Annotated in this window: 19 protein-coding genes, 1 tRNA gene, 1 pseudogene and 1 CRISPR repeat array; of the genes and pseudogenes, 10 read left to right on the forward strand and 11 right to left on the reverse strand. The window is 42.3% G+C overall.

All coding sequences use genetic code 11. The features are described from left to right. Positions 1-24 precede the first annotated feature (24 nt). The 5 genes and pseudogenes from AC5JM2_RS20155 to AC5JM2_RS20175 form a co-directional block, all read right to left on the reverse strand. Positions 25-531: pseudogene (locus tag AC5JM2_RS20155) on the reverse strand (tetratricopeptide repeat protein); the annotation flags it as partial. Positions 532-542: 11 nt separating this feature from the next. Then, positions 543-1,244, reverse strand: a complete 702-nt coding sequence (locus AC5JM2_RS20160) for a S1 family peptidase (RefSeq protein WP_495836625.1) — start codon at positions 1,242-1,244, stop codon at positions 543-545. Positions 1,245-1,266: 22 nt separating this feature from the next. Continuing rightward, positions 1,267-1,881, reverse strand: coding sequence for a COP23 domain-containing protein (locus AC5JM2_RS20165; RefSeq protein ID WP_495836626.1), 615 nt, complete (start codon positions 1,879-1,881; stop codon positions 1,267-1,269). A 249-nt stretch (positions 1,882-2,130) separates the two neighbouring features. Further along, positions 2,131-2,619: a hypothetical protein gene (locus AC5JM2_RS20170; protein WP_495836627.1), complete on the reverse strand. Its 489-nt coding sequence runs from the start codon at positions 2,617-2,619 to the stop codon at positions 2,131-2,133. A 205-nt stretch (positions 2,620-2,824) separates the two neighbouring features. Continuing rightward, positions 2,825-3,061: a DNA-directed RNA polymerase subunit omega gene (locus AC5JM2_RS20175; protein ID WP_495836628.1), complete on the reverse strand. Its 237-nt coding sequence runs from the start codon at positions 3,059-3,061 to the stop codon at positions 2,825-2,827. 150 nt (positions 3,062-3,211) lie between these two features. Here AC5JM2_RS20175 and AC5JM2_RS20180 point away from each other — a divergent pair, with 150 nt between their 5' ends. Further along, the gene (locus tag AC5JM2_RS20180) at positions 3,212-3,631 is read left to right on the forward strand and encodes a fasciclin domain-containing protein (RefSeq protein WP_495836629.1); all 420 of its coding nucleotides are present in this window, start codon (positions 3,212-3,214) and stop codon (positions 3,629-3,631) included. Positions 3,632-3,873: 242 nt separating this feature from the next. Here the strand turns inward: AC5JM2_RS20180 and AC5JM2_RS20185 are convergent, their stop codons facing one another. The 3 genes from AC5JM2_RS20185 to AC5JM2_RS20195 all read right to left on the reverse strand — a co-directional run bounded on the left by AC5JM2_RS20185 (position 3,874) and on the right by AC5JM2_RS20195 (position 6,188). Next, a complete protein-coding gene (locus tag AC5JM2_RS20185) occupies positions 3,874-5,337 on the reverse strand; it encodes a glycoside hydrolase family 13 protein (RefSeq protein ID WP_495836630.1) in 1,464 nt (487 codons plus the stop codon). Positions 5,338-5,507: 170 nt separating this feature from the next. Then, entirely contained in the window at positions 5,508-5,828 is a 321-nt protein-coding gene (locus AC5JM2_RS20190; protein WP_495836631.1) for a DMT family transporter, read from the reverse strand. A gap of 255 nt (positions 5,829-6,083) precedes the next feature. Next, on the reverse strand, positions 6,084-6,188 hold the full coding sequence (locus tag AC5JM2_RS20195; RefSeq protein WP_495836737.1) for a DUF2087 domain-containing protein: 105 nt from the start codon (positions 6,186-6,188) through the stop codon (positions 6,084-6,086). A 690-nt stretch (positions 6,189-6,878) separates the two neighbouring features. Between AC5JM2_RS20195 and AC5JM2_RS20200 the strand changes: the two genes are divergently transcribed. After that, complete coding sequence (locus AC5JM2_RS20200; protein ID WP_495836632.1) at positions 6,879-8,639, forward strand: WD40 repeat domain-containing protein; 1,761 nt, start codon at positions 6,879-6,881, stop codon at positions 8,637-8,639. Positions 8,640-9,111: 472 nt separating this feature from the next. Next, positions 9,112-9,336 carry a hypothetical protein gene (locus tag AC5JM2_RS20205; RefSeq protein ID WP_495836633.1) on the forward strand — a complete coding sequence of 75 codons (225 nt, stop codon included), beginning with the start codon at positions 9,112-9,114 and terminating at the stop codon, positions 9,334-9,336. 217 nt (positions 9,337-9,553) lie between these two features. Here AC5JM2_RS20205 and ftsH read toward each other — a convergent pair whose 3' ends face one another. After that, positions 9,554-11,494 (reverse strand): ATP-dependent zinc metalloprotease FtsH, encoded by a 1,941-nt coding sequence (gene ftsH / locus AC5JM2_RS20210; RefSeq protein WP_495836634.1) that lies wholly within the window; start codon positions 11,492-11,494, stop codon positions 9,554-9,556. A gap of 79 nt (positions 11,495-11,573) precedes the next feature. Beyond that, positions 11,574-12,242 (reverse strand): DUF1614 domain-containing protein, encoded by a 669-nt coding sequence (locus AC5JM2_RS20215; RefSeq protein WP_495836635.1) that lies wholly within the window; start codon positions 12,240-12,242, stop codon positions 11,574-11,576. A 118-nt stretch (positions 12,243-12,360) separates the two neighbouring features. Here AC5JM2_RS20215 and AC5JM2_RS20220 point away from each other — a divergent pair, with 118 nt between their 5' ends. The 3 genes from AC5JM2_RS20220 to AC5JM2_RS20230 all read left to right on the forward strand — a co-directional run bounded on the left by AC5JM2_RS20220 (position 12,361) and on the right by AC5JM2_RS20230 (position 14,390). Next, positions 12,361-12,549 (forward strand): hypothetical protein, encoded by a 189-nt coding sequence (locus AC5JM2_RS20220; RefSeq protein ID WP_495836636.1) that lies wholly within the window; start codon positions 12,361-12,363, stop codon positions 12,547-12,549. A gap of 89 nt (positions 12,550-12,638) precedes the next feature. Then, positions 12,639-13,763 (forward strand): AI-2E family transporter, encoded by a 1,125-nt coding sequence (locus AC5JM2_RS20225; RefSeq protein WP_495836637.1) that lies wholly within the window; start codon positions 12,639-12,641, stop codon positions 13,761-13,763. 555 nt (positions 13,764-14,318) lie between these two features. Next, positions 14,319-14,390, forward strand: a tRNA-Lys gene (locus tag AC5JM2_RS20230). 284 nt (positions 14,391-14,674) lie between these two features. After that, positions 14,675-15,000: a CRISPR direct-repeat array (repeat unit 37 nt; unit sequence CTTTCAACCCACCTCAAGCTAGGAGGGGCGTTGAAAC). Between the two features lie 460 nt (positions 15,001-15,460). Here AC5JM2_RS20230 and cas12k read toward each other — a convergent pair. Further along, positions 15,461-17,374: a type V CRISPR-associated protein Cas12k gene (cas12k, locus tag AC5JM2_RS20235; protein ID WP_495836638.1), complete on the reverse strand. Its 1,914-nt coding sequence runs from the start codon at positions 17,372-17,374 to the stop codon at positions 15,461-15,463. Between the two features lie 69 nt (positions 17,375-17,443). Between cas12k and AC5JM2_RS20240 the strand changes: the two genes are divergently transcribed. The 4 genes from AC5JM2_RS20240 to AC5JM2_RS20255 all read left to right on the forward strand — a co-directional run. Beyond that, positions 17,444-17,896: a MerR family transcriptional regulator gene (locus AC5JM2_RS20240; RefSeq protein ID WP_495836639.1), complete on the forward strand. Its 453-nt coding sequence runs from the start codon at positions 17,444-17,446 to the stop codon at positions 17,894-17,896. A gap of 19 nt (positions 17,897-17,915) precedes the next feature. After that, the gene (locus AC5JM2_RS20245) at positions 17,916-19,469 is read left to right on the forward strand and encodes a type I restriction-modification system subunit M (RefSeq protein WP_495836640.1); all 1,554 of its coding nucleotides are present in this window, start codon (positions 17,916-17,918) and stop codon (positions 19,467-19,469) included. Positions 19,470-19,522: 53 nt separating this feature from the next. Beyond that, a complete protein-coding gene (locus tag AC5JM2_RS20250) occupies positions 19,523-20,836 on the forward strand; it encodes a restriction endonuclease subunit S (protein ID WP_495836641.1) in 1,314 nt (437 codons plus the stop codon). Between the two features lie 2 nt (positions 20,837-20,838). After that, the coding region (locus tag AC5JM2_RS20255; protein WP_495836642.1) for a DUF8451 domain-containing protein at positions 20,839-22,502 on the forward strand (1,664 nt) is incomplete at its 3' end.

Raw genomic sequence — 22,502 nt, forward strand, 5'->3', positions numbered from 1 at the left:
ACTATAGAGTGCGACTGCAAGAGCTTATTGAGATTCTACCTTTTTGCTATCATTATTAATAGCAGTTTGAAACTGACGCATAGCTGCTTCTATATCTCCTTGTTCGTATTTGACCAACCCAATGTTGTAGTAGGCTTTTGCATATTTGGGATCTAACTGAATTGCCTGCTTATAATCTACCAGGGCTGCTTGCTTGTCTCCCGACAGATGGCGGAGAATACCCCTGTTGTTGTAGGCTTTTGCATATTTGGGGTCTAACTGAATTGCCTGGTTATAATCTGCTAGCGCTGCTTGCTTGTCTCCCGACTCCTCGCGGAGAACACCCCTTTGGAAGTAGGCTTTTGCATATTTGGGGTTTAACTGAATTGCCTGGTTATAATCTGCCAGCGCTGCTTGCTTGTTTCCCGACTCAGCGCGGAGAGCACCCCTGTTGTTGTAGGCAAGTGCCAATTTGGGGTCTAACTGAATTGCCTGGTTATAATCTGGCAGGGCTGCTTGCTTGTCTCCCGACTCATAGCCGAGAATACCCCTGTTGTAGTAGGCTAAGGTTGTTCCGGTTGAGTTCCATCCTGATACACGTAAGGATTACCCCAAAGAGGTTCAGCGTGCATTCCATTGATAGCTACCACCTCACCAAAGCGATTGAGCAGTGGTCCTCCACTCATACCTTTTTGCAAATCGTTAGTATATCCAATTTGGTATCCACCTTCTAAAGCTTTCTTCAGAATTAAAGAAACTTTACCTGTTTTAAAAACAAAGCCTTGGTCCTGATTTCTGTCAAAATCAAAGGGAAATCCAGCTGCAAACACTTCATTGCCCACATTCAAACTTGATGCAGAACCAATAGAGGCGATCGCATAGCTGACTTTAGGACTGCGAAACTGCAAAACAGCCAAATCATTGTTTTTAAAGTAGGGAAGAGAGTTTTTGGTGCTAGGGACATCAGCCACATACACATAACCGTCGGGGGTTTGAATTTGATAGGGAGGCTTGCCTGACTTGAGTACATGAGCATTCGTCAGTACTGTATAAACTGAGCCTTGTTTGTGAATCAGAATACCTGACCCCAGAAAGTTTTTTGACAAGACTTTGACTGTAATCGACTTAGCTTTGTATTGCAGTTGGTTTCCCAAACGTTGGGTTAACAGTTGCTCAACACAAACCCCGACATTCGGTGCTGATGCTACCGACGAAATTGATAAACTACCAATACAGGCAACCAGTAGAAGTAAGCGCCATTGCATGTTGATTTAGTTTGCAATTTGCTTAACATTTCCAAACAGGTTGTCCTGCTGGACAAGATGTGCTTCCTCTACCTTCCATCTTAGAAAGGAGTTTTTGGACATCAAGGTAAGCTGCGTCTTTTTCTGAGGAAACAACATCTCTGTTGGTGTTACCACTGAGTTCAACGATTCCAGGACCAGCCGCACTGCGACCATAAAGCAGTTGTTGTAGAATATCCTCAGGATTTTTACCAGGCTTGAGGGTGACCAATATTTCCTTAGGCAAACAAGGACCACCTTTTTCGCCAGCAACGCACAATACAGGTTGACGCTCGGATCTACTAGTACGGAGGAAATTTAGCGTGCCGTTCTCGTAGAATCGTTGGAATCTGGCAGATATATCTTCACAGCGCCTTTCAGGAATCCAAGGAGGAGCAAATCCTGCATCAACCCAGCGAATCATCGGGATGTTTCCCCGTGAGGTGCGAACCAGTGTTGCTGGAACACCCTTGCTCATTCCGCAGAAGAACTTTTGGTTTTGAGCATAACTTGGCTGAGTCAGAGTTGCTGTAGAGGTGATGGTGAAGGCGACAGCGTAAAGCGCAGTGCTTTTACGAACCTTCGGACTGAGTATATCCGCAAATAAATTGAGTTTCATAGTTATTTCAATCCCTATGAAATTATACTAAAATATTTAGTTTTCGTGAGTGATTTTCCTGATTTGATCAGGACTTATAGCAATCCTATTTGATTTGTGTGAAAGTGCCTGCGCTTAGCGCATAAATTGCTGGAGTCCACCAAACCCGGTTTCTTGCAAAAACCGGGTTTCTAATTTTTAATGATAAGGGTGAAGTGTAATTTATTTAGCTGAAAATCGCCACAATCACTTAAGTAACTGCGCACCGCCTTATTTTGGTACTCGTCTGGGAGTTGGGGTAGTTTTCTCTGGCGCTGATGAGGAAGGAGTGGGGGTAGAAGGTGGTGTACTTTGAGAATTAGGATTAAAAACATTTACTAAAGCTTGCACCAACGCATCCCGCTGGCGACGGTTTAGCCGTGCAATTGCAGCGCGATCGCCATCAAAAGGATTTTTTTTCAGAGTATCATTCCCAGGATAAGTCGTTTCATACATCACTTCATTAGCACCCAGGTAATCAGCCAAAGTCAACTTCCAATCCAGTCGATAGTTTGGTGGACGTCCCTTCAAATAGGAGTGATACCGTATCATACGACTGACCAAGGTGTTATTTTCTGAAACTTTGCCCGTTTCTTTGCTAACGTACTGATTTTCTCGCGCTAAGTCGGGTAATTGTTGATAAACTGCTTGCCAAGCATCACCAGGAGTAACTCTTTGAGCGTCAGCCGGTTGGGAAGAACTCAAAAGAAGTAGACTCATCAGTATTATCCCAACTCCCCTAATCATGTGCTGGAAGGGGAGATGGGGAGATAGGAAGAGTGTTAGCGCAGCGTTAACGAAGTGGACCGTAGGTCGCCGTAGGCTGGGAAAGCGGGAGTAAGGGAGATGAGGGAGTATTTTGTTCCCCTGCTTCCCCTGCTTCCCCTGCTTCCTTGTCTCCTGCTTCTTTGCGGTAGACATCACTCTAGACTTCACCAATAATTTCTGGTTGAGTCAGTTCATCAGACATTTCGATAATTGCCCTCAGTACTGGTTTCATCATTACATCATCAGCATTATCAAAGTCTTCATAACGCCGACGCTTTGCACGATTTGCCACTTGAACTGTAATGCGGTAGCGATTTGAGGCTGCACCAATGAGATCCTCAGCACGGTGCATAACTTGCGATTGAGTCGTCTCGAACTTAGAACGCTTTAGCATAATTACTGGTTCAGTGAAGTCATTCTCTTCAGTTTAGCAGCACCAACATGGTTACTGCCTTGTGTTAAGTTACAAGCAACCTTTCTGTTGATAGAGGTTGATACTTTTTTATCACTTTATAAGTATTTTGTAATCTCATAACATTATCTCATGCCTGACCTTGTTGACACTGCTATCAACGCCGGAAATTTCAACACGCTGGTAAAGGCGGTTGTTGCCGCAGAACTCGTAGACATATTCAAAAGTCCCGGTCCGTATACAGTTTTTGCACCCACGGATGAGGCATTTAATAAGCTACCACCTGGAACTTTAGATTCATTGCTCCAAGACATCCACAAATTAAAAAATATTCTCATGTATCATGTAGCCTACGGCGATGCTATGTATGAAGATTTAATTGAAATTGACCATGCTGAAACACTAGAGGGGTCAATTGTGGCAATTGATTCTGCTGATGGTAAAGTGAAAGTGAATGACGCCAATGTCGTAAAAACTGACATTATTACCGACAATGGCGTCATCCATGTTATAGATGCAGTGTTGATGCCTGCAATCATTGCAGGAAAATAGGGGTGCAATCTACTGCACCCCTGCAAGGGTAGGAGAAGTCAATAACTAGGGGTGTAAGGGGGTAAGGGTATAGGGGTGTAGGGGAAATAATTAGTAGGGGCACAGAACCCACTACTAATTCAAGACCACCAAATTTACAATTTGGTGGTCTTGAACCGAAATAGCTTCGGGGTAGGGGTGTACAACTAAAGAAGATCCGGGCGTTTTTCCCCTACACCCTTACACCCCTATACCCCTTTCATTTACCCTACACCTATAATGGAGCCTGAGCGTGGAGCAAGACTTAAAGTCAGATTCCTAGATTCTCCCTCAACACTCCACTTCACCTCTGCAGCGCCATATAAAACCTTATTAGGTTGAGTGTTCAAATTTGTAATCTCAACATTCCCTTTTGCTTCAGCAGTACCAACATTAACCGCAACAATTAATTCTTCTGTTGCCAAAATTCGCGCAAAGATATAGAGTTCTCCTTGAGCATATAGGACTTTGTAATCGCCTGTACGCAAACATGGGTAAGCATGTCTGATGGCAATTAATTCGCGATGAGTCTTGAGAATTTCCCTATCCCAATTAGCTTCTAGTGGAAAACCACGACGAGAGTCTGGATCTATCGCTCCAGGTAAACCAACTTCATCACCATAATAGATACTGGAAGCACCAGGAAAGGTAAGAAGCAGTAAAGTTGCTAATTCTGAACTTGCTTTATCACCACCAGCAATAGTCACCAACCGTGCTGTATCGTGACTCGCAAGTAGATTTAGTTGAGTCAGTTGAATCTCCCAAGGGTAAAGTTTCAAGAGTCGTTCAATTTTCTCAGCATACTCAGGCGCGAACAACGGTGGGTAGGGCTTGTAGTCGCGGCTTTGTACTTGTTCGAGAACAACGCGATCGCCTGCAGTGAAACCAATAGTCGGTCCTGCAAACAAATAATTCATCACCCCATCAAATTGAGTTCCATCCAACCATTCACGGGAGTCTCCCCAAACTTCGCCGACAATATAAGCTTCGGGATTAATAGCTTTGACTCGCTGACGGAACTCTTGCCAAAAACCAGGAGTTTTAATCTCAAAAGGCACATCCAACCGCCAGCCATCAATGCCGAATTTAATCCAATATTCGGCAATTTCCATGATATATTCTCGCACTTCCGGGTTATCATGATTAAACGCTGGCAGCGCTCGATTGTCATTCCAACCCACATAATTAGCAGGAAACTCACCGTTGTAAGCAGAAACGGGCCAGTTTTCTATTTTGAACCAATCTACCCAAGGTGAATGAGGACCATTTTCCAAAACATCGTGAAAAAAGAAAAATCCACGACTAGAATGGTTAAATACCCCATCCAGAACAACTTTAATATTCCGCGCGTGAGCAGCGTCTAGCAATTCCCTAAAAGCCGCGTTACCCCCCAGCATTGGATCAACCTGATAATAGTCGTGTGTGTGATAGCGGTGATTACAAGCCGACTGAAAGATTGGTGTGAAATAAATGGCATTAATTCCCAAGTCTTGTATATAATCTAACTGCTCTAGAATCCCCCACAAATCTCCTCCCTTATAACCTTGGAGTGTAGGCATAGCTTCCCAGTCTTCCCAAGCTGCATTTCGTAAAAGCCGTTTCCGGGATTGTTTGCTTTTAGCAAACCGATCTGGAAAGATTTGGTAAAAAACAGCGTGTTTAACCCAGTCTGGTGTTTGAATATCCATAAATGATTCTCTATTTCTCCACAGCAATAGTTGCAGATCTCTGGCTCTTACGACTCACACTTGTGGTAGAAAATTTAACGATTCTTCACAAGACTGACTTATTTGCCTACTTCTGTACTCCCTGATCTTCCCGTGGTGTGCCTCACCTAAAATATACTGTTGGCTCAAGGCTAGTGTGGAGAAACTAGCCTCAGTCCTATCACACCAATGAGAATTAAGCCAATACAACTAAGGCGGCGCGCTTCAAGAGGTTCTTGAAATAAAACTATACTCAACAAAACCGTACCAACGGCTCCTATACCTGTCCAGATAGTGTAAGCAGTTCCAACTGGAAGTGTACGCAAGGCTTTAGACAAAAAGGTGAAACTCAGTATCATAAGGGTAACAGTAGCGACACTGGAACCAAACTTAGTAAACCCTTGTGCATACTTTAAACTAATTGCCCACCCTACCTCAAATAAACCAGCAATAAAAAGATAGATCCAAGCCATGTGCTCGTTCCAATACATTACAACAATCTAAAACTGAGGAGTTTTACCGAGTCACAGTAGGGATACTTTTCGCAACTGCTTCAGTGTGCATTGTATTTAGTTTAACATAAAAAATCTTGTTGTCTATAATGACATCTGCCTGATAATTTCAGCTTCCGACTTCCAAACAGATGCTGGGGATCGCCAGTAAAAACTATTTTCCCGTTCCATAAGGTGATAACCGATAAGTTCCCGTCGTGATGACGCCCAATAATTTCATTCACTTGACGTTCCTTTGTAAGTCACTTCTTGCTCAAATTTTCTGACTAACCACCTGAGTATGACAAAGCGTTTTTTGCGGGAAGCAGGAATCTTTATCAGGCGTGTACCATCAAGATAATTTCTAAGTACTTTTTATTCCCATGTTTCTAAATTGACATTTTTGATTTTTTGCATGCTGCACCCCAATTAAGTAAGTACAAAAACTGTGGCCTTATGTTAGTGTTGAAACATTAGAAAATATGAAAAGAATACAGAAAACAGAATGGAGAATTAAACAATAACTATGTTAGGGAAAATGAATTAGCCATTGTGCCTCCTTTGTATAATTTTATAGACTTGTGTAACTCAGATTTTTCTGTCAAAAGTATTTTAAGCTACAGTTTTTAAAGACAGTTTCATATATGGTTACTCCCTGTCTCAAAGTTAGTCTATATAGCTAAAAATTGCTGTAAGTGTCTTTGTTTAAAAAGCTAGGATAGAGCTTTTTTTCAACGAGTCCTCAGATTTGTTCAAATTTGAGCACAGTTTTGTCTAAAACTGCGTCCGGTGAAACAGTATTTCATGCTTTTGGTTAGGTAGAATCATCTATCATCTCAATTTTTCCAAGGCAAACTGGCTACGTCATCACTTGACCATGGTCATTTGGTGTCTATCAACACCAAAAGGTTGTGTTACATTAACTACTGAAATGACCGACTTCTTAAATAACTGAAGTTGATACACTAACTTGAGCAATTGCCTTGACTTAACTTAACGTAGGTATGCAAATACTGCGCCGCAGGAATGCAAATGGATTGGATTAGCTTACTAAAGGCTCAACAAGCTGATTTCCTTCAACGAATCAAAAAACCTAAGACTTACGATCTCTTTTTGCTGGAAAGTCAAGTCAAAGGTTGTCATAGCGAAATTATGGCATTTTGGGGCGAATCATTGGCAAAACTGCTGGAGATTGCTTGCAAACAAGCAGAAATTATTGCCAAAAATCCCCCTCCGACACCGCCGGAATATCCTGATCCTCCTGACTGGGCAATTCCCTTTCCAATATACTTCCAGCACCAAGCGGAAGATTATCTCTTGCGAGAGCAAATTATTGACCGAGTCATGAGCGATCGCCTAGGCAAGCAGGTGAAAAAAGTGGCACAAGATAGCTTGAACAATATAGCTCTAGATGATGAGGGAAATTTACGTGGTGAAAGCAAATTTTCCTACGTGCTTGCTAGTAATCCCAAAGTCAGTCTTCAAGTTTATGTTGCTGATGGAGAAAGTTTTAACAGTATCAAGAAAGACAAAGTTAGATGGTCTGTCACACAAGAAGATTTAAAAAATCATCAAGTCTTAATTTTTCTATGTTTGTTTTACCCATTTACTGGTCAAAGAGGTTATGAGAAGCAAGCAATAATAGCAGGTTTTTTACCCACAAATCAAATTGAATTTAGTGAGCCAAAACTATACATTACCCCAAGTCAGTTGTTATACGCGGGAGGACTGAGTTGGTATTTAGGATCACTGGGTACTCAAAAGGATAAGCTACGAGTCTTGAATGAAATTGTAATCACAGAAACAATTCAGACTTTACCATCAGACCATCCACTCAAGACAATAGTAGGTGAGTGGGAATGCTGGCAAACCTTAAAAGGACATACCAGGGGAATTAATTGCCTAGCCTTCAGTCAGAGGGGTAACAACGGCAACACATATCCTCTTGTAGCAAGTGGTAGTCGTGGGGAGACAAAGCTATGGGATTTGACCAAAGGTGAGTTAGTAGGGACATTATCAGAACATCCTTGGATTTTTTCTGGGTTAGTTGATGAAGTGAATTCCCTGGCTTTCAGTCCAGATGGGCAGACATTAGTTAGTGCTGGTGCAGACTCCACAATTAAACTTTGGCACGTAGGGGCACAAGACTTGATTGATATTTTGCACAAGCATAATGGGATGGTGCGGTGTGTTGCCTTTACCCCAGATGGACGAATGTTAGCAACTGGGGGCGATGATAGAACAATTATGTTTTGGGACTTGATGCAGCGCCAGGTTGCTACTGCCTTATCTCTAGAAGATACAGCAGCCCATTCACTAGCGTTGAGTCCTGATGGACAAACTCTGATCACAGGGAGTTACCGCAAAATTAAAGTCTGGCGTATCTGCCAACAGGAAACTCAGATACCTTTGGTTCCCGAGTTATTGCACTCGTTTACAGGTCATTCCCATATTATTCGTTCCTTGGCTGTCACTACGGATGGCAAAATTTTAGTCAGTGGTAGTCGAGATAAAACGATTAAAATTTGGCAGTTAGAAAATGGGGAATTACTTCACACCCTCAACGGACACAGGGACGGAGTGTATGCGATTGCGTTGAGTCCTGATGGACAAATTATTGCCAGTGGCAGTGCAGATAAAACGATTAAATTGTGGCATGTAGAAACAGGAGAACTGCTGGGTACATTTACAGGTCATACACACACGGTAACAGCATTGGCTTTTACTGCTTCAGGGGAACTTTTGGTAAGTGGGAGTTTGGATAAGACGATTAAAATTTGGCAGAAAAGTTAGGAAAATAACCATAAAGACGCAAAGGACACCAAAAAACTCTTTGTGCCTTTGTGTCTTTGCGGGATTTTTCACATTTTTTCTTGTCTGTTGGGAACTCTAAAAGGTATGGTCTTCGTTCTTTCAAAAGATGAAATATGACTTCTAAGTAAGTCGGTGCAATAAAACCAAACTGTGTAAAGAAAAGTAAATAAGGCTCAAACTCTTTCTCTCCCTGCTCCCTGCTCCCTGCTCCCTGCTCCCTGCTCCCTGCCTTATTCCAACAATAATTATTTACGCCGACCTACTTAGTGGCACTATCCGACCCGTTTCTATCTCTTTTGTGCATAAGTTAGTTTCACTCTCCACTATTAACAATCAGAAGGAACGCAAACAAGCTAAACCTTTGGCTCAACTTAATAGATGGGTGTTATCTCAGCTATTAACTTGATATCTCTTTTTATCAGTAAACTCTCATTAACTTTGATTATCCACTATGAAACTCAACAAAAATCAACTTGATGTACTTGGTACTTTCCTGGGTGTTGTTGCAGGTGTTTCCACTGTTCTCTCTACCCAAGGAGTCATTGATCAGAAAGTTGGCGGTAGCGTTGGTGGTATTGCTACTGTTTTGCTAGGGGTTGTTGTCCAAAGACCGACCGATGCAGAACCAACTACTCAACAAGTAGAACAGGAAGAAGTCAAACAAACAAAAGTTTAAGCATATTGCGACTGCAACGAAGCACAATGCCCTAACGGGCTATTGGGCAATCAACTATTACTAACTTTATATAAATCAACCAGTTGAAGACATTTGTAGTTACTTAACTGTGATTTGAGGTAAGTTGCAGGTAAAAAAATTTAGGATAAAAAAAGCGATCGCACTTCCTTTTGAGCGATCGCTTTCCAATCATCAATATAGATTCAATCCAAAATCCCTAAACCAATAAACTTTGCATTAAGGGCCTATCTTCCGATATCTTACCCGTCCGCAACCATTCAGCTAGTTCAGCGGGTGCTTTGGCTTGCTTGAGGCGTTCCCGCAGTTTTGGACCTTCGAGAATTTCCTTCTGCAACAAATCCTGTGCAGTCTCCTCCAGTAAGTCGCGGTTTTCTTGCAAAATACTCAAAGCAATGTGGTGAGCATTATCCACTATTTGCTTCACCTCGCGGTCAATTTCTCTTGCCACTTCCGGACTAATTGAACGACGCGGGTTACCGTATCCTTCAAGAAACTGCTGTTGAGGTTTTTCAAATGCCACAGGACCAAGTTTATCACTCATACCGTAGAGGGTAACGCTGCGTTCCGCAAGGTCAGTCGCTTTTTGGATATCATCACTCGCACCTGTGGACACTTTGCCAAAGACGGTTTCTTCTGCGGAACGTCCACCCAAGAGGGTTGCAATCCGACCACGAATTTCATCTTCTATCATCAAGAAGCGGTCTTCTTCTGGCATTTGAATTGTGTAACCCAAAGCACCAACACCACGAGGGACAACAGAGATTTTCTCGACTTTACCAGCTCCTGGCATCAAAGCGCCGATGATGGCGTGACCAACTTCGTGATAAGCAACTGTCTTTTTCTCGGTTTCGTTGAGAACGCGAGAACGTTTTTCCAAACCTGCAACAACACGCTCAATGGCTTCGTTAAAATCAGCCGTCGTCACTGCTTGTTGATTTTGCCGTGCAGCAAGGAGTGCTGCTTCGTTGACAAGGTTCGCTAAATCTGCGCCAGCAAACCCAGGTGTTCTAATGGCGATCGTTGCTAAGTCCACATCATCAGCCAATTTGACATTTCTGGCATGAACTTTGAGAATCGCTTCACGACCAATTTTATCTGGACGATCTACGACCACTTGACGGTCAAAACGACCAGGACGACGCAGTGCTTGATCTAGAATTTCCGGACGGTTGGTAGCGGCGATGATGATGACTCCAGTATTGGCATCAAAGCCGTCCATTTCGGTGAGTAACTGGTTGAGGGTTTGTTCGCGTTCATCGTTACCACCCATCATTGAACCACTACCGCGAGATTTACCCAGTGCGTCCAATTCATCAATAAAGACAATGCAGGGGGCTTGTTGTTTTGCTTGCTCGAATAAGTCGCGGACTCGTGCAGCACCAACACCAACAAACAGTTCGATAAATTCAGAACCAGAAATACTGAAGAAAGGGACAGCAGCTTCACCAGCAATTGCTTTGGCGAGGAGTGTTTTACCAGTTCCTGGAGGTCCTACCAACAACACACCTTTAGGTATTTTCGCTCCTAATTTGGTGTATTTATCAGCATTTTTGAGAAAGTCAACAATCTCTTCCAGTTCGGCTTTCGCTTCATCTACACCAGCAACATCAAGAAATTTTACACCAGTGCTACCTTCAGAGTAGATGCGAGCCTTACTTTTACCCACTGTCAGTGCAGCGGGACCACCACCACCTCGATTGAGGAAAAAGCCCCAAATAGCAATGAAAATTAATGGTGGTGCAACCCAGCTTAAAAGAGTGCCAATCCAACCATTTTGGTCTGGTAGTGGTGCGGCAAACTCTACCTTATTGTCGCGGAGAATTTTAGGTAAATCCAAGTCGATCGCCACTGGTGTTGTTGCAAAGACTTGTTCTGTAGGTTTACCATCTGGGGTTTGAGTTTTAATCCCATACTCAATGCGATCGCCCCCCACAATCGCTCGATCTACTTTACCTGCTTGTACCTGAGCAATAAAATCGCTATAAGGAACTTGCGGTAATTTAGGACCAAAAAAGCTAGGAACAATTAAGTTCAGCAGAAAAAGAAGGGTCAATAGAACGAGTAAGCTACCACCAAACTGACGTATGTTTGGTGGTTTGATTTGACGTTTTTTCTTATTATTAGTTTCAACTGGCATTTGTTGATTTACCCTCCAATAATTTATTTTCTATTCGTCATTATTTGTTCTTTATTTATAGAAATAGCAAATAACTACCTCACGTTAATAAAAGAGCGAATAAACCACACAAAGCGATACCATCAAATACCCTTGCACCACCAATACTCAGAACACCCGAACTCATTGCTTGAATGTCTTTAAGATGCAGTAAGTCAGCACCAATCAAGGTTCCAAGAATGCCACCAGCAAAAGCAACGGGAGCGGCATGGTTTGCTGCAATTAACATTGCAGACAAAGCAGCAGTCAAAGGAGCCAGCAACGGATTCATTTGTATGCCAATTCCAGGGACAACACGCGCTGCATAATAGCTAACAGCTGTTACAATAGCTGTTACTGATAAAATAGCGAGAGCGTTTCCTTGTGTAAATTGATAAAGTGCTAACAACACAGGGATCAAGCCTCCCCCCACATTCAGAGCTATCACAGTATAACGTTGTACTTTCCCAAGGGGTATACCCCAATATTCCCTTATCCACAAAGAAGCAAGGTCATTTGCCACTGTTACAGAGGATTCAGTGCGGTACACAGGGATATTTATGGTACTTGTCAATATCACTAGCGTAAATAATAAAGTTGCGATAGATGGGGAAAACCCTAATTTTGCAATTGCAATTTCCACCACATCTACTGCTACAGCAAACCAAAAAAAAGGTAGCAGCAGTAATAACACCAAAAATAGCAGCAGCGACACTGGCAAGTAAATCATGGCGGTTTACAATGCAGAGTGTTGTCTGTTGCTCTGCTTGAATTTATTTTAAAGAATGAGACATCTTTTTCTATTTCGTGTCTCCCCCCCCAGATTAATGTGAATTGCCGTACTTGTTATGCAAAATCAGCTTGGATTTGTTTTCAAAGTGTTTATTCTCTCGGCTGGACTCTCAGGCTTGATTAAGTATATTCTTCCGAATTTATATATTCGGGCGACAGCAACCAACGCCCTCGTAATCGTTTTTTTGCCAACCGTCATTCTGACAAGTGTTTTCTTATGGCGACTCCAACGACAGCAAAATTAACAAAAAACCTCTAGGCGGGAACTGCTAAAATTAGCTAACCTAACTGCAGCAAGAAAAAGTAGCAGTTGTCAATCGGCAGGAGTCAGGTAGTGAATCTAGGTCAATGGATAGGTTTAATCGCCTTAGTTATTTCTTTATATATTCTGTGGCAGATTCGCGAAGTCCTGTTGCTGATGTTTGCTGCAGTTGTCTTAGCAACTACCCTAAATCGACTGGCTAGAAGGTTCCAACGCTCTGGAATGAAGCGTGGAATTGCGGTTTTGTTATCAGTAGCCATTTTTCTAGGCTTGATTGTACTCTTCTTCTTCGTGGTTGTACCGCCTTTTGCAAAGGAGTTTCAAGACTTAACCTATCAAGTACCCAAGGGTTTGAATCGTTTTAATGGCTGGTTTGACGAATTCAGATCTCGCATTCCTGACGAAATCATTCCGTATATACCTGATATCAACAGCCTGACTCAACAAGCACAACCATTTATCAATCGAGCAGTGGGAAACTCCTTCGCCTTTGTATCCAGCTCTTTGGAAGTTGTTCTTAAGATTTTGTTGGTGCTAGTTTTGACAGGGATGTTATTAGCCAACCCCCAAGCTTACCGCAAAGTATTTGTACGCGTGTTCCCCTCATTTTATCGGCGGCGGGTGGATGGAATTTTAGATAAATGCGAAGTGTCATTGGAAGGATGGGTAACCGGCGCTTTAATTGCTATGAGTGTTGTGGGACTGATGAGCTTAATTGGCTTATCAATTTTGCGCGTGCGTTCAGCACTGGCTTTGGGAGTTTTAGCAGGATTTTTGAACTTAATTCCTAATCTAGGTCCGACAATGAGTGTTGTACCAGCAATGGCGATCGCACTTTTGGATAGTCCCTGGAAAGCCCTGGCAGTACTAGCTCTCTACTTTGTTATCCAGCAAGCTGAGGGCAATTTCATTACGCCAATTGTTATGGCGCATCAAGTGTCGCTGTTACCAGCTGTTACCTTAATTGCTCAGTTGTTTTTTGTCACATTCTTTGGTTTTTTAGGCTTGTTTCTTGCACTACCTCTGACTGTTGTGGCTAAGATTTGGGTGCAAGAAGTATTGATTAAAGATGTTTTGGATCAATGGGATGATAAATCTGATAGAGAAACTGAGTTTGTGCTTGTTTGTGATGAGCAACAAACAGAGAAATCTGCTGAAAATTTGGAAGATGACGAGGATTCGCCAATTAGTCAGTAGTTAGATATTGTTCTGTTCATTGACACTCCCCACCCCAATACAGTTCGGATAAGATCCCCCCGCCTGCGGCGACCCCCTTAAAAAGGGGGTAAATGGATAAAACATACTTTAGACTGTCACAATTTGAGCTTTTGTCATGCTGTAGACGCTTTGCGGCTTCCTGCAGGGTAGCGTAACGCAGTGTAGACGCGGAGCGGCTTCCCGCAGGGTAGCGAAGCATCTGGATTCTTCGCTTCGCTCAGAATGACAGTTAAAAAGCGCAGTTTCTGCCCGTGTGGAGTATAGCCCCCCTTTTTAAGGGGGGTTGGGGGGATCTCCCGACAGTCACGCAAGTGGCGTGGGTTGGGGGATCTCCTTTGAGATAAGCTCCTTAACCGAACCGTATTCCTCCCCACCCCTGGTATGACTTTCGCTCTCATTCCAAGAAGTCTACTGGATGAACCATCAATCATGTCCGCTCAACTACGCAACCCTGTAAAACTTCAAATTGATGGCTGAATTTGCTAGACAAGCTTTGCTTTGAGGTGATAAGATATAAATCCTAATGTCCTTATAGGGTGACTAGCTCAACGGTAGAGCAGTGGACTCTTAATCCATTGGTTGCGGGTTCAAATCCCTCGTCACCCACTTTTTGAATCCAGGTGTACATTAACTAATTGTTTGTCACTGTTAACAGATTGATGTCACTTTTAACAAGTTAGTGTCACTGTTAACAGATTGACTGACAAAAACTGTATAAATCGCTGTAAGCAAGATTAGTCTCTACTAGCTTATGCCTAAGCAAAGCTTTTTGAGTTGATGGCTTTTAAGAAGCTACAACCAATGGATTAAGAGTCCTTTCAACCCAACTTTAATTTTGTAGAAGTATTTCAACACCCATCAATATCGGACACGAGACGGCTTTCATGTCGCTTTCAACCCGCCTCAAGCGTCGAGGGGCGTTGAAACATAAAAACTTACCTTTGTACCCTCGATGGCTAGACTTTCAACCCACCTCAAGCTAGGAGGGGCGTTGAAACTGCGTCTAGCTCTGCAAGGCGTAGCATTTCTTTTAGCTTTCAACCCACCTCAAGCTAGGAGGGGCGTTGAAACATACATCTTTAAGAAAATATGACCCAAATGCATTGGCTTTCAACCCACCTCAAGCTAGGAGGGGCGTTGAAACGGTGTCATCTATTATTTAATGGTGTATCCGAAAAACTTTCAACCCACCTCAAGCTAGGAGGGGCGTTGAAACCCCGCGCCTAAAACCCTTTATTTATCAAGACTTCTAGAAGCACTTTTGGCAAACCAACCAAAATCACTGGCTATTTGAAACTTAAAAAAGTAAATTAAGTTACAGATGACAACCTAGAAACCTTGCTAACAAACAGATTTGAAGATTTGGCAGCAACCCCAGGAAAATTAACCCCGCTTTCACTTGCCAAAAAATAATTAAGGTGGGTTCCTCCTTGGTCGGAGGTGATTCGGTAGCCACCACTGCGGTAAACCCGCACCTCTATTACTGGGGGCGCACCTTATTCCTATCCACAAGGGACAGCAGCATCAAGGTGGGCAGCTACCAGGGTCAGAAAGCAAAACTGTTTGACAACAGTCAAACTAACCCACATTTACACAGTACAGAGGCTTGTAACAAGCATGAACTGCGGCGCTATTACTAACTCTTATTTTATTTTCAAGGTTCGGTATTTTGTCAATCAGGTTTTTTGACGGGAATGGTAAGCACAGATCGCTAATTCTTTCGCTTTCTGGTGTGGGCTACCTCGAATCGGCTGTTTTGACTCTTCTATCACAATTCCAGCTTTAGCAGCTGACGAGCGAATATTTGCAATTAATCTGCCGTAGCTCCACTGATGGACGCTAACTCGGTACTGTTTGGCATACTTTTGTTGAACTTCTATTAAATCTGATTTTTGTTCGGCTTTGGCTTGAATCTCACTCTGAACTTGCTCGCGCATATCGCCCAACTTGGGGAGAACGATACTTCCAGCAGAGTAAGTTTGGGCGATCGCTACAATCTCCTTCGTTAATAATCTGTCTATATACTGCCCTAACTCCGATTCTCCAAACTGATTTGGTGCAGCCAGGGTTTGAGCTATTTGGCGTTGGTGGGATAATAAATGTTTTTGTTGTCGCTGTCTATTTAGCAGTTTGTAGTTATCACCAAGTAGTTGTTTGATGCTGCGGTAGGTGATAACTTTACCTGTAGTAGCATCAACCACTGTTACTGTTGCAGGCTTTTCTAAACCAAGGCTAACACCAACAAGAATATGAGATTTCCCTTTATATATAGGCTTGCTGGGGCGAGGGAAAGGGTTATTAATTCTGTCTAGGGTAGAGTTTTTCCGTTTTATATGAGCTTGCTGTTTATCGTTGAGTTCGCCTTTGGCTTTGGTATTGGTGATAGTTTTAGCGATTTCTTCGGCTTTCTCTTCTCTAACTTGGTTTGTTCCTTGAGTTGTCCACAGGCGAGTATCTACACAACAGTACAGTGTTAAGTGGTTAACGTTCCACTCGTCGCCTTTGCCTTGTTCTTCTTGCCAAGCAATCCGCCCACTACGCAGGGTGAACAAGGCAGTCGAGTGTTGATTTTTACTGTTTTTCTTAATTTCTTGGTCTTCTAAAAAGCGTTGAAACCAGTCAAGTTGGCGAGAATCACAATAAACTTGAAAGCTATGTTCACTCAGTCCGTTGAATTTTACACAGATGCGCCCAAACTGGTTTTTAAACCAAGTCATGTCTTCGTTGGTTTCGTAAGCCACTGGGAAAGGCACTTTACTAGATTTTCTTAAAAGACTGTCTTGCCAAGATTTCGCCTCTATTTGACTTTCAGGAACATTATGAGTGACAAGCAAAAGAGTGTCTAACCATTTGGCATCTGTTAAATCTCGACCTTTGGGAATTCGTGCTTCTAGCTGTTCTGTGAGGCGTTGGATTTGTATTTCTAATTTACGGCGACGTTGGGCAAATTTTTGGGGCTCTTCTTCTTTTTTGCTAAGTTTGCAGCCATTTTTGAGTAAATAGCTGATGGCGCAACGAGTCAGTAAGTCGTCTGTGTCGCTGTAAACCGCAAATAAGTTTTTTGATAAACTACGTTCGCTATCTGAATTTTTTGATTTTTTAGTTTTTTGAGGTTTTTTTACTTTGGCTGGTTGTGGTTCAACTGTATCAGACTGGGGGGTTAATTGAGCCAGTATTTCAGCAGCTTTGGTGCGAAGAACATCCAACAGGACTCCACTGTGTTCTAACAATTCAGCATCACTATTGAGCATTTCTAACCAGCGAATTTTGCCGTCCAGTTGGGACTGAACACGCTTCATCAATGCAAACCATGATTTATAGATGTAGTTCACCAATGCAGTTGCACTTGTGTAAAACCTTGCGGGTTGTCCAATAAAGCGAGGGTCAGTTTTTAAAATCTGGCAGAGTTCTTTGACAATACTTGTGGGGTGTTTACCTTTTTGTCGCCAAGTTTCAAACTCTGGGTGTTGAGCCACCTTAAGCAACAGTTCGTTAATCAGTGGTGTGTTTTTCTCTGCCATCAGCTTCCATAGCTGTTGGCGGGTAGATTCATTTGCTACTAAACGACACTGAATAGTAATCTGGCTCATTGCTTTTAAACATAGTTGTCCAATACTAACACAATTGTATTATAACAGTTTTCTGTAAAATAGTTTTTTATGCAAGAGACATTTTTTACTAGCAAGGAAGCGGCTCAAATTACAGGTTGTACCCTTCGCCAGATACAGTATTGGCGAGAGAAGGGGATTGTTGTGCCTATAATTAGTGATACAGGGACTGGACGCAGTATTTATTACTCAAGGTCTAATTTGGTAGAACTGGCAGCAATGGTATATTGGCTGTCTGTGGGGATAAGCTTTGACATAGCGTGTGAAACTCTCAAAAAGCTGAAAGACCAAGAGCCAGAGTTGTTTAATTCAGGTAATGGCAAGCGTTTTATGTTGTTGTTGGAAGCACATGAGCGATCGCCATTAGGCGTGCCGAAGGTATCGCTTAAACTTATGGAGTTTGATCGAGAAAAGGCGATCGCATCTTTAGATGAAGGTCAGCCTGTGATTCCAGTGTGGTTAGATCAGATTTATCAGCAACTACAGCAAAAATTAAAAGCTTAAAGGAGTTAGGAAGATATAGATGGTTGAACGTAATGGTAATGGGGATAAGTCCCTGGAAAGCTGGATTTGGGATGCAGCTTGTAGTATTCGCGGGGCGCAGGAAGCAGCGAAATATAAGGATTTTATTCTGCCGTTGATTTTTACCAAACGACTTTGTGATGTATTCGATGATGAACTAAATCGGATTGCTGAGAAGGTAGGTTCTCGTGCCAAGGCGTTTAAGTTGGTGGGAATGGATCATAATTTAGTGCGGTTTTATTTGCCACTGCAACCACAGAATCCTGATGATCCGGTTTGGTCGTTGATTCGCAAGCTTTCGGACAAGATTGGGGAGAAGTTAACGGATTATTTACGGGAAATTGCTAAGGCTAATCCTTTATTGAATGGGATTATAAATCGCATTGATTTTAATGCCACAACTCACGGACAGCGTGATCTTGATGACGATCGCCTGTCGAACCTGATTGAAAAAATCTCACAGAAGCGTCTGGGGTTAAAAGATGTAGAGCCGGATGTCATTGGACGCAGTTATGAGTATTTGATTCGCAAGTTTGCCGAAGGTTCGGGACAGTCAGCAGGGGAGTTTTACACTCCCAAGGAAGTGGGGCTAATCATGGCGAAGATTATGCAACCAGAGCCAGGGATGGCGATTTATGACCCCTGTTGCGGTTCGGCGGGTTTGTTGATTAAGTGTCAGTTGGTATTGCAAGAATCCCAAGGATCAACAGAAAAGTTTGCGCCGTTGCAACTGTATGGGCAGGAATACACGGGAAATACTTGGGCAATGGCAAACATGAACATGATTATCCATGATATGGAGGGGAAAATCGAAATTGGGGATACGTTTCGCCATCCCAAATTCATGCAAGCGGGGAAATTAGCTCAGTTTGAGCGAGTGGTGGCTAATCCCATGTGGAATCAGGACTGGTTTTTTGAGTCAGATTATGATGGGGATGAGTTGGGGCGTTTTCCCAAGGGAGCAGGTTTTCCAGGGAAACAGTCAGCTGATTGGGGTTGGGTGCAGCATATTTCGGCATCTTTAGATAAAACCGCAAAGGCGGCGATTGTTTTAGATACGGGTGCAGCGTCACGGGGTTCTGGTAATGTCAAGAACAATAAGGAGAAGGATGTACGGCGTTGGTTTGTCGAGCAGGATTTGATTGAAGGGGTGATATATTTACCACAAAACCTGTTTTACAACACTTCTGCGCCAGGGATTCTTTTGTTTTTGAATAAAGCGAAACCCAAAGAACGACAAGGTAAGCTATTTTTGATCAATGCGAGTTTGGTATTTGCCAAGGGTGATCCGAAAAACTACATTCCTGATGAGGGGATTGAGCGCATTGCCAGCACGTTTGTAAGTTGGCGGGAGGAAGATAAGTTTAGTTGCATTGTTTCTAAGGATGACATTGCCCGTAATGATTATAATATTTCGCCATCCCGTTATATTCATGTGGCGGAAACTGATGAGTTTCGACCAATTGCCGAAATTTTGGAGGAGTTGGAGGTTTTGGAGAAGGAAACAGAGGCTACTAATGAGGTATTGAGAAAGGTTTTGGAGCGATTTAAGTAGATTATTTTATTTGGGATGAAAAAGCAAGTATCACGTAAAAAAGGAATATTTAGATGAATTTTGCCCCAGTTAAAAATATTCCTAAAGATTGGAATATTGTTGAGTTGCAAACTACTGGTGAGGTTATATATGGTATTCAAGCATCAGTAGCCAATAATACCAAACCTATTGGCACAAAGATAATTACCAACAAAAATCTTTCTATTGATGGAAAATTGATTTTTGAAAAGCAAAGTTATTTTGAAATCAAAACAGCAAGCCATCGCAGAACTTTATTAAAGAAAGGCGATATTCTTTTTAATTGGCGTAGCGGAAGTCAGGATCATGTAGGTAAGACTGCATATTTTGATATAGATGGCGAATATATACATTCATCATTTATTCTTAGAATACGTCCTAATACAAGTATTATTAATGGCAAATTTCTTTATTACTATTTATATTGGTTGCGTGAATCTAAATACTTTATAAAAGTTCATAGCTACGCTATTAATGCCAAATTTAATAAAAGTGCTGTAAATTCACTACCTACGATCCTCCCCATTCTAGAAGAACAGCGAAAAATGGCGGTAGTGTTGTCGATGGTGCAGGATGCGATCGCACAACAAGAGCAACTCATCACCCTCACCACTGAACTGAAAAAAGCCCTCATGCAGAAACTATTCGCAGAGGGAACTCGTGGCGAACCGCAAAAAATGACAGAAATTGGTCTTATTCCTGAAAGTTGGGATTTAGTACCCTGCTCTGAGCTTTGTAAAACAATTACTGTGGGTGTAGTAGTCAAACCAGCAAGTTACTATGTAGAATCTGGCATCCCTGCATTTCGTTCTTTGAATGTTAGAGAAGACCAATTAGTTACTGAGAATTTAGTCTATTTTTCCCCAGAAGATAATGATGGAAAACTTGCAAAATCTAAAGTTTACGCTGGTGATGTATTAATTGTTAGAACAGGCTACCCTGGTACATCTTGCGTCGTTCCTGAACAATATGAAGGCTCAAATTGTATTGATATTGTTATTGCTCGTCCTAAAAATACTATTTCTAGTAAGTTTTTAAGCCGCTTTTTTAATTCTCCAGCAGGTAAATTACAAGCTTTCTCAGCTAAACATGGACTTGCTCAACAACACTTAAATGTTGGTGCTGTTAAAAATGTTCTTGTTCCAATTCCTCCCAGTTTAGATGAGCAAAATGGAATCGGGATAATTTTAGAAACTATTGATAACAAGCTAAATTTTTATAAATATAAAAAATCCTTATTTGCGGATATATTTCGTACTCTTATTCACCAACTCATGACCGCCCAAATCCGAGTTGATGACCTTAAGATTTCCGCCCTCAACCTCGAACTACAGGGAGGAGATGAATAACAATGCTCAGCTTTGATGATCTCTGGGAAGTCCTTATTACTGAAGATGAAAGCGTAAAAATAGAAGTAAAAAAAGGCTCAGAAGTTGGTAAAAGTTGCTGGGAAACCATTAGTGCATTTTCTAATGAACCCAGTCTAGGAGGGGGTTATCTTCTACTGGGTGTCAAATCACCAGAAGAAAGTAATACCAACAATTATGAAATTGAAGGAATAGCAGATTCCGACAAAATACAACGAGACTTAGCCACCCAATGCAGAGAAAACTTTAACATCACTATTCGTCCCCATATAGAAACTGCTACCAAAGACGGAAAAACCGTAATTGTTGCTTTTATTCCCGAAGTCCAACCTTCAGAAAAACCCGTCTTTATCACCAGCAGAGGACTTCCTAAAGGTGCATTTAGACGCATTGCTTCAACCGATCAAAAATGCATGGAAAGAGATATTGAACTGTTTTATAAAGAACGTAACGCCCAAACCTACGACACTACAACTATCCCAGATGCTACCCTCGATGATTTAGACCCAGAAGCGATCGCCGCTTACCGTAGAGAAAGACAGCAATTAAACCCCAACGCCAGCGAATTAAATTACGATGACCAGAAGCTACTTTTTGCCCTAAATGCGATCGCCAGACACCCCACCCAAAAAGAAGAATATTGCCTCACCTTCGCCGGATTAATCTTATTCGGAAATGCGATCGCCCTGCGGCGTTATTTCCCCATGCACCGTATCGACTACATCCTTGTAGAAGGTAAAGAGTGGGTTTCAGATCCCGATAAGCGTTATCAAAGTATCGAAATCCGTGAACCGCTACTACTAGCCATTCCCAAATTAATCACCCTCGTTCTTAACGATCTGCCCAAAGCCTTCGGACTGGCAGAAAACGGGATTCACCGTAGAGAAACCCCTCTCATTCCCCGTAAAGTTATCCGAGAAGCAATTGTTAACGCTGTAATGCACCGTAACTATCGAGAACGGAGTCCTGTCCAGATTATCCGCTTCTGTGATCGTTTAGAAATTCGTAATCCTGGTTATTCTCTCAAACCCACAGATGAATTTGACCAACCAGGATCAAAAACTCGTAACGAAAAAATTGCCGCAGTTCTCCATGAAGTAAATTTTGCAGAAACAAAAGGATCTGGAGGGAGGGTTATGTTGGAGAAAATGCTGGAAGCCAACTTGACCCTACCTTTATTTGTTTCCAATCGAGATAGAGATTATTTTCACGTTACCCTTTTTACCCATCATCTCCTTGACGGAGATGATATTGAATGGCTGACACAATTCAAAAACTATGGATTAAGTAATGATCAAGCCAAAGCACTCGTCGTCTTGAGACAAGTGGGAATGATTAATAATTTAATTTACCGTGTCACCAATGATGTTGATACTCTCACCGCCAGTCAACACCTCAGACGCTTACGGGATACTGGACTTCTAGAACAACAAGGCAAAGGATCAGCCACTTGCTACACCCTTAACCCTGAGTTTCAACCAAAAGAACAATTAGAGGTAGATACGTCTAATCTGGACAGTAAAACTACCAATAACCTATCTGGACAGTTCCCGAACCCTAATCTGGACAGTAGTACACTTCAAGCGGACAGCTTATCTGGACAGTTCCCGAACCCTAATCTGGACAGTAGTACACTTCAAGCGGACAG

It is taken from the genome of Brasilonema angustatum, assembly GCF_059505445.1.

Excerpts from the sequence above, each read along its gene's own strand:
- AC5JM2_RS20160 (WP_495836625.1), bottom strand. The coding sequence starts at position 1,244 with ATGCAATGGCGCTTACTTCTACTGGTTGCCTGTATTGGTAGTTTATCA.
- AC5JM2_RS20165 (WP_495836626.1), bottom strand. The coding sequence starts at position 1,881 with ATGAAACTCAATTTATTTGCGGATATACTCAGTCCGAAGGTTCGTAAA.
- AC5JM2_RS20170 (WP_495836627.1), bottom strand. The coding sequence starts at position 2,619 with ATGAGTCTACTTCTTTTGAGTTCTTCCCAACCGGCTGACGCTCAAAGA.
- AC5JM2_RS20175 (WP_495836628.1), bottom strand. The coding sequence starts at position 3,061 with ATGCTAAAGCGTTCTAAGTTCGAGACGACTCAATCGCAAGTTATGCAC.
- AC5JM2_RS20180 (WP_495836629.1), top strand. The coding sequence starts at position 3,212 with ATGCCTGACCTTGTTGACACTGCTATCAACGCCGGAAATTTCAACACG.
- AC5JM2_RS20185 (WP_495836630.1), bottom strand. The coding sequence starts at position 5,337 with ATGGATATTCAAACACCAGACTGGGTTAAACACGCTGTTTTTTACCAA.
- AC5JM2_RS20190 (WP_495836631.1), bottom strand. The coding sequence starts at position 5,828 with ATGGCTTGGATCTATCTTTTTATTGCTGGTTTATTTGAGGTAGGGTGG.
- AC5JM2_RS20200 (WP_495836632.1), top strand. The coding sequence starts at position 6,879 with ATGGATTGGATTAGCTTACTAAAGGCTCAACAAGCTGATTTCCTTCAA.
- AC5JM2_RS20205 (WP_495836633.1), top strand. The coding sequence starts at position 9,112 with ATGAAACTCAACAAAAATCAACTTGATGTACTTGGTACTTTCCTGGGT.
- ftsH (WP_495836634.1), bottom strand. The coding sequence starts at position 11,494 with ATGCCAGTTGAAACTAATAATAAGAAAAAACGTCAAATCAAACCACCA.
- AC5JM2_RS20215 (WP_495836635.1), bottom strand. The coding sequence starts at position 12,242 with ATGATTTACTTGCCAGTGTCGCTGCTGCTATTTTTGGTGTTATTACTG.
- AC5JM2_RS20220 (WP_495836636.1), top strand. The coding sequence starts at position 12,361 with ATGCAAAATCAGCTTGGATTTGTTTTCAAAGTGTTTATTCTCTCGGCT.
- cas12k (WP_495836638.1), bottom strand. The coding sequence starts at position 17,374 with ATGAGCCAGATTACTATTCAGTGTCGTTTAGTAGCAAATGAATCTACC.
- AC5JM2_RS20240 (WP_495836639.1), top strand. The coding sequence starts at position 17,444 with ATGCAAGAGACATTTTTTACTAGCAAGGAAGCGGCTCAAATTACAGGT.
- AC5JM2_RS20245 (WP_495836640.1), top strand. The coding sequence starts at position 17,916 with ATGGTTGAACGTAATGGTAATGGGGATAAGTCCCTGGAAAGCTGGATT.
- AC5JM2_RS20250 (WP_495836641.1), top strand. The coding sequence starts at position 19,523 with ATGAATTTTGCCCCAGTTAAAAATATTCCTAAAGATTGGAATATTGTT.